The sequence below is a fragment of the Burkholderia sp. L27(2015) genome (assembly GCF_009765705.1).
Lineage (GTDB): Bacteria > Pseudomonadota > Gammaproteobacteria > Burkholderiales > Burkholderiaceae > LMUX01.
Genome location: NZ_LMUX01000016.1, coordinates 142661 through 157418, shown reverse-complemented (window position 1 = coordinate 157418; position 14758 = coordinate 142661). Strand labels below are relative to the sequence as shown.

Genomic DNA, 14758 nt, shown 5'->3' with positions numbered 1-14758 from the left:
GGTTGCTAGCGCTGGTTGTTTGATCTACGCCGTTTGATCTTCGCTATTTCACCGCCGCTCACCGAACGGCTAGGCTGTACGGGTCGCTTGCGCAGCCGCCTGCCCTGCGGCAACGCCGGAAGCCCAGGCCCACTGAAAGTTGTAGCCGCCCAGCCAGCCCGTCACATCCACCGCTTCACCGATGAAATACAGGCCGGGCACGCGCTCGGCCATCAGCGTTGTCGACGACAATTCGCGGGTGTCCACGCCGCCTAGCGTCACCTCTGCCTTGCGCCAACCTTCTGTCCCGCTGGGCGTAAGCGACCAGCTTGCCAACGCACCGCCTAGCGCGCGCAATGCGCGATCCGGCAGATCCGCCAACCGTGCTTCGGCGGACAAGCCTTGCGCCTGCACCCAGGTTGTGGCCAAACGCGCGGGCAGCCAGCTTCCCAGCAAATTGGCCAATTGCCGTTTCGAGCCGCCTTTGGCTTCGAGCAATGCCGCCACCGGATCCTGGCCGGGCAACAAATCGACTTCCAGCGGCTCGCCCGGCTTCCAGTAGCTCGAAATCTGCAAAATAGCCGGCCCGGACAGGCCCCGATGGGTCAACAGCAGGTCCTCGACGAATTCCTGCCGCTGGCGCCCAGCGCCCGTGCGCACGGCCACCTCGAGCGACAAGCCGGAAAGCGCCGCAAAAGGCGCCCAGTCGGCCGCGGTAAAGGTCAGCGGCACAAGCGCCGGACGCGGCTCGATCAGCTTCAGGCCGAATTGCCGCGCGAGACGATAAGCAAAATCGGTCGCGCCTATTTTTGGAATCGACAGGCCGCCGGTTGCAACGATCAGCGCGCGTGCGGCAATCGGCCCCGCACTGGTCATCAGATGAAATGGCTGATCCGCGCCGCCCTGCACTTGCTGTATCACGGCCGGCCTGCGCCAGCTGACGCGCCCCGTCTCGCACTCGCGCTGCAGGACGTCGATGATGGTCTGGCTCGACGTGTCACAAAAGAGTTGCCCCTTATGCTTCTCGTGCCAGGCCACACGATGCCGAGCCAGCAGGTCGAGAAAGTCGCGCGGCGTGTAGCGCGCCAGTGCCGAGCGGCAAAAGCGTGGATTATCCGAAAGGTAGTTCGCCGGGCTGGCTTGCAGGTTGGTGAAATTACACCGCCCGCCGCCGGATATGCGGATTTTTTCCGCGAGCTTTTCTGCATGGTCGATCAGCACCACGCGTCGCCCCAATTGGCCAGCGACCGCGGCACACATCATCCCAGCGGCGCCCGCACCGACCACGGCAATATCGAAATGTTCCATGGCGCGCATTGTAACCGCGGGCCGTAGCTCGAGCGCAATCGTCTATGATTAGTTGCCGACCGAAGCATGGGGCCATTCGCATGGCCTCACGCTTCACGGCCTAATGATTCACGGCCGAATGACTCACCGACCATCCCCGCGCGGAGATCACCATGCCTTGGCAGACCCACGAGATCACCAATCAAGTCGACGAGCTGCAGGACTACAACCTCTACACCACCGATCTGCCGCTGCAGGAGGCGGTGCAACGCGGGCAAGCCGGCTGGCACACCGATGAGCTGACGTCTTACGGCGCCGAACTGGGGTGCGCCGCAACCTTCGAACTAGCCGCACAGGCGAACCGTCATCCGCCGCAACTGCAGACGTTCGACCACCGTGGGCGGCGCATCGACCAGGTCGATTTTCATCCCAGCTGGCACGCACTGATGACGCTTTACCGTGCCCATGGACTCGCGGCCCAACCGTTCGCGCAGACCCGCGCAGGGCGTTGGAGCGCTTATGCGGCGGCCTTCTATCTGCACGGCCAAATCGAAGGCGGCGCATTGTGTCCCGCCACAATGACCTTGGCCAGTATCCCGGTCCTGCAAAAAGAGCCGGCCTTGTTCGACACCTTGCGCAAAAAGCTGTATTCACCGCGCTACGATCCTCGCGATGTCCCGATCGAAGCCAAAGAATCGATGTGGGTGGGCATGGGCATGACCGAAAAACAGGGCGGCTCGGATGTGCGCAGCAACACCACGCACGCGACGCCGCTTACCGTCGGCGGGCGCGGCGGCGAATATACGTTGACGGGTCACAAGTGGTTTTTCTCCGCGCCGATGTGCGACGCGCATCTGGTAGTAGCCAGCACCGACGCGGGCCACTCTTGCTTCTATGTGCCCCGCTGGAGGCCGGACGGCAGCCGGAACGCCGTGCAGTTGCAGCGACTGAAGGACAAAGTGGGCAACCGTTCGAACGCCAGCAGCGAAGTTGAATTCCAGGATGCCTGGGGCATCTTGCTCGGCGAAGAGGGCCGAGGCATTCCCACCATCATCGAGATGGCCACCTATACGCGACTGAACTGCGTCATCGGCAGCGCGGCGCTGATGCGCCAAGCGGTCGTGCAAGCGCTCCACTACACTCGGCTGCGGCGCGCGTTCGGCAAGACGCTGATTGAACATGCGCTGATGCGCAGCGTGCTGACGGATCTGGCGCTCGAAAGCGAAGCCGCGGCACTGTTGATGATGCGCCTCGCACAAGCGTTCGAAGCAGCGGACGACGCCAGTCAACGCGCCTGGAAGCGCATTGTGACGCCGGCTGCCAAGTTTTGGGTCTGCAAACGTGCCGTCGAATTGACGGGCGAGGCGATGGAAATATTTGGCGGCAACGGCTACATCGACGATGCACCGATGGCGCGCTTGTACCGCGAAGCACCGGTCAACTCGATCTGGGAAGGATCGGGCAATGTCATGTGCCTGGACGTTTTGCGTGCAATCGGCCGCGAGCCTGAGGCTGTCGGCGCGCTATTCGACGAGCTTTCGGCAGCAGCAGGCACAGACCCTGCGATCCATGCCGAAATACAAGCGCTGCGCACGGCATGCGCGGCGCCGCAGACGCTGGAAGCCGGCGCGCGTCTGCTGGCCCAGCGCCTGGTGCTGACGGCGCAGGCCAGCTTGCTGCGGCAATTCGCGCCCAGCGCAGTCGCGGACGCATTTGTCGCGACCCGGCTGGGCGCAGGAGCCGCGAGCCAAGGCCGGGTCTATGGCGCGATCGATATCGGCGGTCTCGACGTGGAGGCAATTCTCAGCCGGGCCAGCGCAACAACGTAAGCATGAGCATGAGCATGAGCATGAGCGCCCCGCTGCTATACTCCACGGTCCTACCTATTGATCTGCGCCGCACGTGTGCGGCGCAGTAATGCTGCTCTCCCATGCTTGTTCTCGGTATCGAAAGCTCCTGCGACGAAACAGGTCTCGCGCTCTATGACACGACACGCGGCCTGCTCGCGCACGCCTTGCATTCGCAGATCGCCATGCACCGGGAATATGGTGGTGTCGTGCCCGAACTTGCCTCGCGAGACCATATTCGCCGCGTACTGCCGCTGCTCCAAGAAGTCCTAGCTCAAGCCCAAACCGCGCCTGCGGCAATCGACGCAATCGCATTTACCCAGGGGCCTGGCTTGGCTGGCGCCTTGCTGGTCGGCGCCGGCGTCGCCAATGCGTTGGCCATGGCTTGGCAAAAACCCGTCATCGGCATCCATCATCTCGAAGGCCACTTGCTCTCGCCACTGCTGGCCGATGCGCCGCCGAGCTTTCCCTTTGTCGCGTTGCTGGTTTCGGGCGGTCACACCCAGTTGATGCGCGTCACTGACGTCGGCGCCTACGAAACGCTAGGCGAAACCCTGGACGACGCGGCAGGCGAAGCGTTCGACAAAACCGCCAAGCTGCTCGGACTCGGTTATCCGGGCGGCCCCGCGGTGTCGCGCATGGCTGAATTCGGTGTGCCCGGCGCGGTCACTTTGCCACGACCGATGTTGCATTCGGGCGATCTCGATTTTAGTTTCAGCGGCCTCAAGACCGCTGTGCTGACGCAAGTGCGAAAATTGGGCGCAAGCAACCTGTGCGAACAAGCCAAGGCCGATATCGCGCGCGGCTTTGTCGACGCAGCGGTCGACGTACTCGTGGCGAAGTCGCTAGGCGCACTCAAGCAAACTGGTTTGAACCGGCTGGTGGTGGCGGGCGGCGTGGGCGCCAACCAGCAATTGCGCGAGGCGCTGAATCGCGCAGCGGCCCGGCGACGCTTTAGCGTGCACTACCCGGACCTGGCGCTCTGTACCGATAACGGCGCGATGATCGCGCTGGCAGGCGCGTTGCGCTTGGCCCGCTGGCCGGAGCAAGCCGGCTGCGACTACGCGTTTACGGTCAAACCGCGCTGGGATTTGACGAGCCTGGCAGGCGTCTGATAACCACTGCAGGCCGCCCCGCCAGATCGATAGCCGAACTACAGGACCGCAGTCCGCTTGTCGAACTCGATCACCGCATAAGCGCTGTGGTTGTGTATCGATTCGAAGTTCTCGGCTTCGAGCACGTAGGCGGCAATCGCCGGTTCCTCATTCAAACGCACGGCCACATCGCGCACCAGATCCTCGACAAATTTGGGATTCTCGTAGGCGCGCTCGGTAACGAATTTTTCATCGGGGCGTTTGAGCAAGCCCCACAATTCGCACGACGCTTCTTCTTCGGCTATGCGCACCAGCGCTTCGATGGGCAGGTCTGCCGCCAACTCGACGTTGATCGTCACGTGTGAGCGCTGATTATGTGCGCCGTATTGCGAGATCTCCTTCGAGCACGGACACAGGCTGGTGACCGCAACCACAACCTTCTGGAATACGCGCGTCACGCCGTCCCGCACTTCGCCGATCAGCGACACCTCATAGTCCATCAAGCTCTCGACACCCGAGACCGGCGCCACTTTCTTGATGAAATACGGAAAACTCACCTCGATACGCCCAGCATTCGCTTCCAGCCTGACCAGCATTTTCGCGAGCATGGTGCGAAAAGCCGCGACATCGAGAGGTTGCGCGCTATCTTCAAGCAACGCGACAAAACGCGACATGTGCGTGCCTTTTTTATCGGCCGGCAAATGAACGTCCAATCCGAACGTGCCTATCGTCGCCTGCACCGCGCCCGTGGCCGTGCGTATTGAGAGCGGATAACGTACCGATTTGACGCCGACGCGCTGGATGGGGATTTGACGCGTATCGACGGTACTCTGCACGTCTGGCATCACGAACGCGGGATTCATCTGATTCATCAAAATTCCTTTGGTGCGCGCTGGATGACTCGCCGCCGATAGTCAGACCCCTTGGCCTGACTCGGAGACCAACGCAGAGACCAACCCCGAGACCGACCTCGAGGCTGCCCCCGACGACAGGTCGCCGACCGCAGCGTTTTACCTACCCGCGCGGCCATGCTTTTCATCCAGTACGTATTGTTTCAGCAGATCTAGCGTTTGGCCGGTCAAGCGACATACCTGAAGGACTTCTACCAGGCACGCCAACCCGCCTGACCGAACATCGCTCCGCGGAATCGGGAGCGACGCCCTCGCTACAAATTGGATTTCACTATGCGACCAATTTTGCGACGTTATTACCAGCACTTCCTTGTTCAGCGCCCAGGAAGCGCTTGCGGATCGAAGCGGTAATGCCCGCTGCATCAAGGCCACACGACGTCAGCAGTTTCGCTGGATCGCCATGATCGATGAACTGATCGGGCAGCCCTAATTGTAATACCGGGCGAATAACCCCACCCGAGAGTAGGCTTTCGACGCAGGCCGAGCCAGCGCCGCCCATGATGCAGCCCTCTTCGGCGGTGACGAACGCGTCATGAGTCTGCGCCAATTGGGCAATCAAGGCGGCGTCGATCGGTTTCACGAACCGCATGTTGACGACCGTCGCGTTCAAGGTCTCGCCGGCCGCCAAAGCCGGTGCAACCATCGTGCCGAAAGCCAGGATAGCGATGCGGCTGCCGGCGGGCTGGGTCGACTCGCGCAGCACCACGCCTCGGCCAACGGGCAAGGCCGTCATCTGCTTGACCGTCTCGACGCCGCCACCCGCACCACGCGGATAACGCACGGCGGTCGGGCTGTTTTGCTGAACCGCCGTGTAGAGCATCTGGCGACATTCATTTTCGTCCGACGCCGCCATCACGATCATGTTCGGGATGCAGCGCAGGAAAGCCAGATCGTACGCGCCCGCATGGGTCGCGCCATCGGCGCCGACCAAACCGGCCCGGTCGATCGCGAACACCACCGGCAAATTCTGCAGTGCAACGTCGTGGATCAACTGATCGTAGCCGCGTTGCAGGAAGGTCGAATAAATCGCCACCACGGGTTTGAGCCCCTCTGCGGCGATACCGCCGGCAAAGGTCACCGCATGCTGCTCGGCGATGCCGACATCGTAGTAACGATCGGGGAAGCGCTTTTCGAATTCGACCATGCCGGAACCTTCTCGCATGGCCGGGGTAATGCCGACCACGCGTGAATCGAGTTCCGCCATGTCGCACAACCATTCGCCGAATACCTGCGTGTAGGTCTTCTTGCTGGGCTTGGCGGCCGGCTTGATGCCTTCGGCCGGGTTGAACTTGCCCGGGCCGTGATAGAGCACCGGATCGGCTTCGGCCAGCTTGTAGCCCTGCCCTTTGCGCGTGACGACGTGCAGGAACTGAGGACCGCGTAAGCCCTTGATGTTCTGCAGGGTCGGGATCAAGGACTCGAAGTCGTGACCGTCGATCGGTCCGATATAGTTGAAACCGAATTCTTCGAACATGGTGGCCGGCACGACCATGCCTTTGGCATGCTCTTCCAGCTTGCGCGCGAGCTCAAGCATCGGCGGTGCAACACTGAGCATGCGTTCGACGCCTTTCTTCGCCGCAGCGTAGAACTTGCCCGACATCAGGCGCGCCAAGTAACGATTCAACGCGCCGACCGGCGGTGAAATCGACATGTCGTTGTCGTTCAAAATGACGATCATCGGAAGATCATCGCAAACGCCCGCGTTGTTCATCGCTTCAAATGCCATCCCGGCCGTCATCGCGCCATCGCCGATCACGGCAATCGCATGACGGTGGTCGCCGCGCAATTTGCTGCCGATCGCCATGCCCAGCGCGGCCGAAATCGAGGTGCTGGAATGGGCCGTGCCAAAGGTGTCGTACGGCGACTCCGAGCGGCGCGGGAAACCCGAAATGCCGCCCGCTTGACGCAGAGTCGACATGGCGTCACGCCGCCCGGTCAGGATCTTGTGCGGGTAGGTTTGATGCCCGACGTCCCAGACTATCCGGTCTTCCGGCGTGCTGAACACATAGTGCAACGCTATCGTCAGCTCGACCGTGCCGAGATTCGACGACAGGTGTCCGCCGGTCTGCGAAACGCTTTCAAGGACAAAAGCGCGCAACTCGTCAGCCAGCGGCCGCAATTGAGTGCGGTCGAGTTGACGCAAAGCGGCAGGATCATTGATGGTTTTCAGCAAATCGTACATCGTCATTCCATTCTGGGAGCTGTTCACTTGGTCCTGCAGCGCATCAGCTCCGGTTTAATGTTTGGTCTGCTTCGCAAGCCGTCTGGTTCCCCAAATGCGGGATTGTGCCAGAACGCGCCTAGTTCGCCCGGTCGACCACCAAGTCAGCCAGTTGGGCCAGACGCTGGGCCCGCGGCCCAAAAGCCAACAACGCCGAATGTGCGTCGCCGCGCAACTGCTCGGCGAGCGCACGCGAAGCGTCCAGCCCAAGGATAGACACGTAAGTGGGCTTGTTATCCTTCGCGTCTTTGCCCGCGGTCTTGCCCAACGTAGCGGAATCGGCGGTGACGTCCAAAATGTCATCCACCACTTGAAAAGCCAGTCCAATCGCCGCGGCATAGGCGTCCAGCGCGTCTCGTTCGCTGGCGCTGGCCTGCGCCGCCGGACCACATAATGCACCCATTCTGACCGCAGCGCGCAGCAGCGCCCCGGTCTTGAGTCTATGCATGGTCTCCAGCTCGGCGCGAGCCAGTTGCCTACCGACGCTGGCAAGGTCGATTGCCTGGCCGCCCGCCATGCCGACCGAACCGCTGGCCATCGCCAGTTCACGCGTCAATAAGGCCTGCTGAAGCGGCGCCAAGGCCGGCGCGCCCAGCGTAACAAACGCCTGGGATTGCAAGGCATCGCCTACCAGCAGCGCCGTAGGCTCATCGTATTGGATATGGACGGTGGGTTTGCCGCGTCGCAACGCGTCGTCGTCCATCGCCGGCATGTCGTCATGCACTAGCGAATATACGTGGATCATTTCGATCGCGCAGGCCGCCGCATCAAGCGACTCGGCCTGTGCGCCAACCGCTTCGCCGGCTGCATGGACGAGCAATGGACGTACCCGTTTGCCCCCGCCCATCACTGCGTAGCGCATGGCCTCGTGCAAGCCTTGCGGAAGCACGTCTGCCGCGGGCAAAAACGCGTCCAGTGCGATTTCGGTGCGATCGAGGACGGCTTGCATCCATGACTTGAAATCGGCTAAAGGCGCGCTATCGCCCTGTTTCATACTTGGCTGTGTTGCGCCCATCATGCGTCCCCAATATCGTCGACGAGTTCCACAGGTAATGGCTTGAGGCTTTCGCCGTCGAGCACGCGTACCTGCTGCTCGACCTTTTCGAGCTGTTGCTGGCAGAAGGCTACCAAAGTCGCGCCGCGCCGATAGGCGTCTAGCGAGTCTTCCAAACTGAGTGCCCCGCCTTCCATACGGCCGACCAAAGCCTCCAGCTCGGCTAGCGCAGCTTCATAGGAAACCGGCGCCGCGATGGCAGAGGCCTGCGGCTCGGATGCTTCGTTGGATCCTGCTGTTTTTGCCATGGAATGAGGAAAATGTAACTAATTCGCTATTTTACGGCAAAAACGGTCGAGTTCGAGACAAGATGCCTATGCTAGCGTGGCACAAGCGCGGCATCTGCGCGGTAGCCGCGGTCTAAAGCGGCCCAAACAGGGTAGTTGCGTCAACCTTTACCAACAAAGATCGGGGGCTTATCCGCCCCCAAGTGCATGAATTGAGTATAATCTCAGGTTCCCTAAATCGAATTTTCGATGGTTGGGTTGTTCACTGCTTTCACGCTTTTTCCGGGAGTGGGAATGTCCAATCTGAGCACTGCTTTGCAGCTGAAAAGTATACATAGTCAGCTGCCTGTCACGGCTTACTTTGACGAAGCGCTTTTCAAGCGCGAGATAGCTACTCTATTTAGAAACGGTCCCCGCTACATCGGCAACGCGTCGATGGTGCCCGAGGCCGGCGATTTCTATGCGCTGCCAGGCGAGGGCGAAGGCCGCGTGCTGGTGCGCAATGCAGAGAAGCAGGTCGAACTGCTGTCCAACGTCTGCCGCCATCGTCAAGCCATCATGCTGAACGGGCGCGGTCATACCGACAACATCGTCTGCCCGCTGCATCGCTGGACGTATGATTTGAAGGGTCAATTGCTGGGTGCGCCGCATTTTCCCGACAATCCCTGCCTGAATCTGGGCGCCACGCCGCTGCAAAACTGGCAGGGCCTGCTGTTCGAAGCGGGCACCCGCGACGTGCGCGACGATCTGTCCGCCATGACCACCAAGCATTACTTCGACTTCGACGGCTATCTGCTCGATCATGTCGAAGTGCATGAGTGCGCCTATAACTGGAAGACTTTTGTCGAGGTCTACCTCGAGGATTATCACGTCGTTCCGTTCCATCCGGGCCTGGGCAGTTTCGTGTCCTGCGAAGACCTGAAATGGCAATTCGGCGAGTGGTACAGTGTCCAGACGGTGGGCGTGCATGCCGACCTTTCCAAGCCGGGCAGCCTGAAATACCGCAAATGGCAAGACGCGGTATTGAATTTCCGCGACGGCACGGCGCCGGAATTCGGCGCAATCTGGATGATCTACTACCCGAACGTGATGATCGAGTGGTATCCGCATGTCCTCATCGTTTCCACGCTGATTCCGCGCGGGCCGAGGCACACCACGAACATCGTCGAGTTTTACTATCCCGAGGAAATCGCGCTGTTCGAACGGGAATTTGTCGAGGCAGAGCGTGCTGCGTATCAGGAAACCGCGCTCGAAGATGATGAAATCGCCGAACGCATGGATGCCGGACGCCTGGCCCTGATGCAACGCGGCGAATCGCAAGTGGGGCCGTATCAAAGCCCGATGGAAGACGGGATGCAGCACTTCCATGAGTTTCTACGCCAGCAACTGGGGCCCATCTAAGGGGACGCACGCCATGCCGCACACTCGCTATACCACCCTGATCGGCGCCGATACGCTGGCTCAGCGCATGGCCGCCGCGCCCCAAAGCGTATTGGTATTCGATTGCCGTTTCGACCTGGCCGATCCCGCGGCGGGGACTACGGCGTATGCCGGCGGCCACTTGCCGGGTGCTCACTATTTGCATCTCGACGACGATCTCTCCGGCCCGAAAACGGGCTTGAACGGCCGCCACCCACTGCCGCAACGCGACGCCTTTGCCCGTACCCTTGAAAGCCGAGGGATGCGGCGCGATGTGCAAGTGATCGCGTACGACGCGCAAGACGGCAGGTACGCGGCGCGGCTGTGGTGGTTGCTACGCTGGTTGGGTCACGACACGGTGGCCGTGCTCGATGGCGGTCTGCACGCTTGGGTAGCGGGCGGCCACCCGATCGACACTTCTGCAGTTTCGGTTTCACCCAGTGCGTCCGGTAGCTTCGTGCCCGCGGCGCCGCTGACAACGACCGTAGGCGTTGTGGAGGTCGAACAGAACCTGACGCGCCATGCGCAGTTGCTGATCGATGCCCGCTCCCCCGACCGCTATCGGGGCGAAAACGAAACGCTGGATCCGCGCGCCGGCCATATCCCGGGTGCACGCAATCGCTTTTTCATGGATAACCTGAACGCCGAAGGCCGCTTCAAACCCGGTCATACTCTGCGCGACGAATTTGCTGCGCTGATCGGCGACACACCTGCGCAGCGCGTCGTGCTGCAGTGCGGCTCGGGCGTGACGGCCTGCCACAACGCACTGGCAATGGAACTTGCCGGCTTGCAAGGCTCGGCGCTCTACGGCGGGTCCTGGAGCGAATGGTGTGCGAACCCAGCCCGGCCGATCGCGACCGGACCCAATCCCTAACGCTGATAAAACTCGCTAGGCAACGCCGTGCGAGCGGAACCAGGCAAGGCAACGCTGCCAACCGTCTTTAGCATCGGCCGGCCGATAGCTGGACCGATAATCGGCAAAAAAAGCGTGCGGCGCATCCGGATAGACCTCAAACTCCGAGCCGCGGGCTCAAGCTCAGACGAAAACGCCGATGCAACTCAGTGTAACTTGACGCGCGGCATCGTCGAGCGATGCAACCAATGCGCCACCGTGTCCAGCACCATGCGCGGCCAGCCGTGCAGTGCCGCGATATGCAAGCGATACAGCGACATATACATGAAGCGCGCGAACAAGCCCTCGACCAGCATATTGCGCCCGATCACGCCACCCATCAGGCTGCCGACCGCGCTGAAATGGCCGAGCGAAACCAGCGAGCCGAAATCGCGGTAATGAAAATCGGGCAGCGCCGCACCATCGAGCCGCGCCTGGAAGGTATGCATCAGGAAGCTAGCTTGCTGATGCGCAGCCTGGGCCCGCGGCGGCACGTTGCGCTTCTCTTCGGGCCAAGCGCAGGCTGCGCAATCGCCCAGCGCGAAAATATTGTCGTCGAGCGTGGTTTGCAACGTCGCGCGCACGTTCAACTGCCCGAGCGAGTTCACCTCCAGGCCATCGAGTTCCGAGAGCACCGCGGGCGCCTTGATGCCCGCGGCCCAGACGGTCAGATCGGCGCGGATGTTCTCGCCGCTCGCGGTGTGCAACGCGCTCGGCGTCACCTCCATGACGCGCTGATCGGTGCGCACCGTTACGCCCAGCTTGGCCAGCAATTCCGCGGTGGCTGACGAGACGCGTTCAGGCAGCGCGGGCAAAATCCGCGAGCCGGCTTCGAGCAGCGTAATACCGATATCGTGTTGCGGATCGAGCTGGTGCAAACCGTAGCTGGCCAGCACCTTGGCCGTGGCGCGCAATTCGGCCGACAACTCCACACCGGTCGCCCCGCCGCCGATGATCGCAATTTCCACGCGCGGCCGTGGCCTGACATCGGTTACGCCGATCTCCGCCACATCCGGCGCTTCGACGGCCTGCATCGCCAGCGGCAGTGACTGAGCCCGCATGCAGGTTGCTATCAGGCGCCGGCGAAACCGCTCGGCCTGCCACACCGTATCGAGCGCCAACGCGTGCTCCTGCGCCCCACGCACGCCGAAGAAATGCGTGGTGCTGCCGATCGCGATAACCAGCGTGTCATAAGGCAGTACGCGTTGCGGCAGCAATTCCACGTGGTCGTCGGTATCGATCAACGGGCCTACGGTGACGGTGCGCGCAGCGCGGTTCACTCCCACCAGCTCGCCCTGCTGAAATTCGAAGCCATGCCAGCGAGCCTGCGCAGCGTATTCGAGCTGATGCGTAAACGGATCCATGCTGCCCGCCGCCACCTCGTGCAACAGCGGCTTCCAGATATGGGTCGGATTGCGGTCGATCAGTATCACCTGGGCGCGCGGGGCCCGACTCTCGGAACCGAAGCGGTCTCCCAAGCGCGTCGCGAGTTCCAGCCCCCCTGCACCGCCGCCCACCACGATAATCCTATGCATGCGTCACCCCTTATGCTGGTTCGATTTATGATGGCTCGATGATGCTACCGCTCGATGATGCTAGGGTTCGAGAAGCTATGACTTAGTGCGCCACCTCCCAGTTGGCCCCGGTGCCCACTTCGGCAACCAGCGGCACCTTCAGCTTTGCAACCCCGCACATCAGTTCCGGCAATCGGACGCGCACCTCATCGAACTCAGCGTCCGGCACTTCGAGCACCAGTTCGTCATGCACCTGCATGATCATTTTCGATTGCTTGTGCGTACTTTCCAGCCAGTCCTGCACGGCAATCATCGAGAGCTTGATCAGGTCGGCAGCGGTACCCTGCATGGGCGCATTGATCGCCGCGCGCTCCGCGCCCTGTCGCCGCGGCCCATTGCCGCCATTGATTTCCGGCAGCCATAAACGGCGCCCAAATACGGTCTCGACATAACCACGCTGTTTGGCTGAGTTGCGCGTCTCCTCCATATAGAGCGCGACGCCCGGGTACCGCGCAAAGTACCGGTCGATATACAGCTTGGCGGCATCGCGCGTAATGCCCAAGCCTGCTGCCAGCCCGAACGCGCTCATGCCGTAAATCAAACCGAAGTTGATCGTCTTGGCGACCCGGCGCTGATCGGCGCCCACCTCCAACACCGTCACGCCGAAGATTTCAGCCGCGGTCGCCCGGTGGATGTCCTCGCCCTGGGCAAATGCGCGCAGCAGGCTCTCATCGCCCGAAATATGCGCCATGATGCGCAACTCGATCTGCGAATAGTCCGCCGACACGATGCGGCTGCCCGGCGGCGCCACGAAGGCTTCGCGTATGCGCCGCCCTTCTGCCGTACGCACAGGGATATTCTGCAGATTAGGATCGTTGGAAGCCAGCCGTCCCGTTACCGCCACGGCTTGAGCATAGTGCGTATGGACGCGCCCCGTTTGCGGATTGACCATCTTCGGCAGCTTGTCGGTATAGGTCGACTTGAGCTTGGACAAGCCGCGGTACTCGAGCAGAATTTTCGGTAACGGATAGTCCTCGGCGAGCTTTTGCAACACCTCTTCATCGGTGGAAGGCGCGCCGCTCGGCGTCTTTTTGACGACGGGCAATTGCAGGCGCTCGAAGAAGATCTCGCCGATCTGTTTCGGCGAATTCAAATTGAACGGCCCTTCCGCGAGCTTGTACGCCTCGCTTTCCAGCTCGATCAATTTGCCGCCGATTTCATGGCTTTGTTTCCCCAGCAACGCGCCGTCGATCAGCACGCCATTGCGCTCCACCGTACGCAACACGCGAGCCGTCGGTAGTTCGATCGATCGATACACATATTCCAGCCCGGCTTCCTGGCTGATCTGCGGGTACAGCGCCTGATGCAAGCGCAAGGTGATGTCAGCATCCTCGGCCGCGTAGGCCGAAGCCTCTTCAAGCGCGACTTCATCGAAGCCGATCTGCGCCACACCCTTGCCGCACACTTCCTCGTACTTGATGGTCTTCACGCCCAGATGGCGCATCGCGAGGCTGTCCATGTCGTGCGTGCGATGCGATTCGAGCACGTACGACTGCAGCATCGTGTCGTGCTCGATGCCATTGAGCGCGATGCCGTAATTCGCCAGCACCTGCGCGTCGTATTTCATGTGTTGGCCGACTTTCTTGCGGCCCGCGTCTTCGAACCATGGACGCAGCCGTTCGAGCACTTCTGCGCGCGGCAGTTGCTCGGGCACGCCCGGCCCGCGATGCGCCAACGGAATATACGCAGCGCGCCCCACTTCCACCGATAGTGAAATTCCCACCAACTGCGCCTGCATTGCGTCCAGCGAAGTGGTTTCGGTATCGAAGGCGGTCAGTTCGGCGGTGCTTATGGTGTGCAGCCATGCGTCGAATTGCGCCCAGGTCAGTACCGTCTCGTATTCGCGCGGCACGGCGCTGATCTGCGGCGCCGCTACCGTGCTGGTATCGTTGCCGTAGGTGCGCGGCGTGCCCGCGCTTGCGGCGCCGGCGCCATTACCGCCGCTGCCGCCGCTGCCGCCACCGTCAAGTTCTCGCACCCAGGTCTTGAAGCCATGCTTGACGAACAGATCGCGCAGCAGTTCGTGCGCTTCGCTACGCGCGGGCAAGGTGCTTTCGATGGTCTCGACATGCGGCGCCAGTACGCAATCGGTTTTCACCGTCACCAGCCGCTTGGCCAGCGGCAGGAAATCGAGCACCTGCCGCAGGTTATCGCCTACTGCGCCTTTGATCTCGCCGGCATGAGCGATCACGCCTTCGAGGGTTTGGTATTGGTCCAGCCACTTGAGGGCGGTCTTCGGGCCGCACTTATGCA

General features: G+C 61.6%; 11 protein-coding genes and 1 pseudogene. 4 read left to right on the top strand and 8 right to left on the bottom strand.

Features of this window, described 5'->3' with window-relative positions:
• Window positions 1-69: 69 nt before the first annotated feature.
• Window positions 70-1287, bottom strand: coding sequence for an NAD(P)/FAD-dependent oxidoreductase (locus GSQ77_RS08660; RefSeq protein ID WP_158901090.1), 1218 nt, complete (start codon window positions 1285-1287; stop codon window positions 70-72).
• Window positions 1288-1439: 152 nt separating this feature from the next.
• Between GSQ77_RS08660 and GSQ77_RS08655 the strand changes: the two genes are divergently transcribed.
• Together GSQ77_RS08655 and tsaD are read left to right on the top strand one after the other, a co-directional pair.
• The gene (locus tag GSQ77_RS08655) at window positions 1440-3095 is read left to right on the top strand and encodes an isovaleryl-CoA dehydrogenase (RefSeq protein WP_158901088.1); all 1656 of its coding nucleotides are present in this window, start codon (window positions 1440-1442) and stop codon (window positions 3093-3095) included.
• Between the two features lie 101 nt (window positions 3096-3196).
• On the top strand, window positions 3197-4228 hold the full coding sequence (gene tsaD / locus GSQ77_RS08650; protein ID WP_158901086.1) for a tRNA (adenosine(37)-N6)-threonylcarbamoyltransferase complex transferase subunit TsaD: 1032 nt from the start codon (window positions 3197-3199) through the stop codon (window positions 4226-4228).
• A gap of 38 nt (window positions 4229-4266) precedes the next feature.
• On the opposite strand, the gene folE2 is transcribed toward tsaD, so the two are convergent.
• From folE2 to GSQ77_RS08630, 4 genes are all read right to left on the bottom strand, one after another.
• Window positions 4267-5079 carry a GTP cyclohydrolase FolE2 gene (gene folE2, locus GSQ77_RS08645; protein ID WP_158901084.1) on the bottom strand — a complete coding sequence of 271 codons (813 nt, stop codon included), beginning with the start codon at window positions 5077-5079 and terminating at the stop codon, window positions 4267-4269.
• A gap of 310 nt (window positions 5080-5389) precedes the next feature.
• Entirely contained in the window at window positions 5390-7300 is a 1911-nt protein-coding gene (gene dxs / locus GSQ77_RS08640) for a 1-deoxy-D-xylulose-5-phosphate synthase (RefSeq protein WP_158901082.1), read from the bottom strand.
• A gap of 118 nt (window positions 7301-7418) precedes the next feature.
• Window positions 7419-8333: a polyprenyl synthetase family protein gene (locus GSQ77_RS08635; protein WP_254067526.1), complete on the bottom strand. Its 915-nt coding sequence runs from the start codon at window positions 8331-8333 to the stop codon at window positions 7419-7421.
• A gap of 20 nt (window positions 8334-8353) precedes the next feature.
• A complete protein-coding gene (locus tag GSQ77_RS08630; protein WP_158901080.1) occupies window positions 8354-8641 on the bottom strand; it encodes an exodeoxyribonuclease VII small subunit in 288 nt (95 codons plus the stop codon).
• Between the two features lie 273 nt (window positions 8642-8914).
• Here GSQ77_RS08630 and GSQ77_RS08625 point away from each other — a divergent pair, with 273 nt between their 5' ends.
• Window positions 8915-10021, top strand: a complete 1107-nt coding sequence (locus GSQ77_RS08625) for an aromatic ring-hydroxylating dioxygenase subunit alpha (protein WP_158901078.1) — start codon at window positions 8915-8917, stop codon at window positions 10019-10021.
• Window positions 10022-10034: 13 nt separating this feature from the next.
• Window positions 10035-10913, top strand: a complete 879-nt coding sequence (locus tag GSQ77_RS08620; RefSeq protein ID WP_158901076.1) for a sulfurtransferase — start codon at window positions 10035-10037, stop codon at window positions 10911-10913.
• 15 nt (window positions 10914-10928) lie between these two features.
• On the opposite strand, the pseudogene GSQ77_RS08615 reads toward GSQ77_RS08620, so the two are convergent.
• The 3 genes and pseudogenes from GSQ77_RS08615 to polA form a co-directional block, all read right to left on the bottom strand.
• Window positions 10929-11069: pseudogene (locus GSQ77_RS08615) on the bottom strand (dienelactone hydrolase family protein); the annotation flags it as partial.
• A gap of 29 nt (window positions 11070-11098) precedes the next feature.
• The gene (locus GSQ77_RS08610) at window positions 11099-12466 is read right to left on the bottom strand and encodes an NAD(P)/FAD-dependent oxidoreductase (RefSeq protein ID WP_158901074.1); all 1368 of its coding nucleotides are present in this window, start codon (window positions 12464-12466) and stop codon (window positions 11099-11101) included.
• Window positions 12467-12548: 82 nt separating this feature from the next.
• A partial coding sequence (polA, locus tag GSQ77_RS08605; protein ID WP_158901071.1) for a DNA polymerase I occupies window positions 12549-14758 on the bottom strand: 2210 nt, incomplete at its 5' end.

Excerpts from the sequence above, each read along its gene's own strand:
- GSQ77_RS08635 (WP_254067526.1), bottom strand. The coding sequence starts at position 8,333 with ATGAAACAGGGCGATAGCGCGCCTTTAGCCGATTTCAAGTCATGGATG.
- GSQ77_RS08660 (WP_158901090.1), bottom strand. The coding sequence starts at position 1,287 with ATGGAACATTTCGATATTGCCGTGGTCGGTGCGGGCGCCGCTGGGATG.
- dxs (WP_158901082.1), bottom strand. The coding sequence starts at position 7,300 with ATGTACGATTTGCTGAAAACCATCAATGATCCTGCCGCTTTGCGTCAA.
- folE2 (WP_158901084.1), bottom strand. The coding sequence starts at position 5,079 with ATGAATCAGATGAATCCCGCGTTCGTGATGCCAGACGTGCAGAGTACC.
- GSQ77_RS08630 (WP_158901080.1), bottom strand. The coding sequence starts at position 8,641 with ATGGCAAAAACAGCAGGATCCAACGAAGCATCCGAGCCGCAGGCCTCT.
- tsaD (WP_158901086.1), top strand. The coding sequence starts at position 3,197 with ATGCTTGTTCTCGGTATCGAAAGCTCCTGCGACGAAACAGGTCTCGCG.
- GSQ77_RS08655 (WP_158901088.1), top strand. The coding sequence starts at position 1,440 with ATGCCTTGGCAGACCCACGAGATCACCAATCAAGTCGACGAGCTGCAG.
- GSQ77_RS08620 (WP_158901076.1), top strand. The coding sequence starts at position 10,035 with ATGCCGCACACTCGCTATACCACCCTGATCGGCGCCGATACGCTGGCT.
- GSQ77_RS08610 (WP_158901074.1), bottom strand. The coding sequence starts at position 12,466 with ATGCATAGGATTATCGTGGTGGGCGGCGGTGCAGGGGGGCTGGAACTC.
- GSQ77_RS08625 (WP_158901078.1), top strand. The coding sequence starts at position 8,915 with ATGTCCAATCTGAGCACTGCTTTGCAGCTGAAAAGTATACATAGTCAG.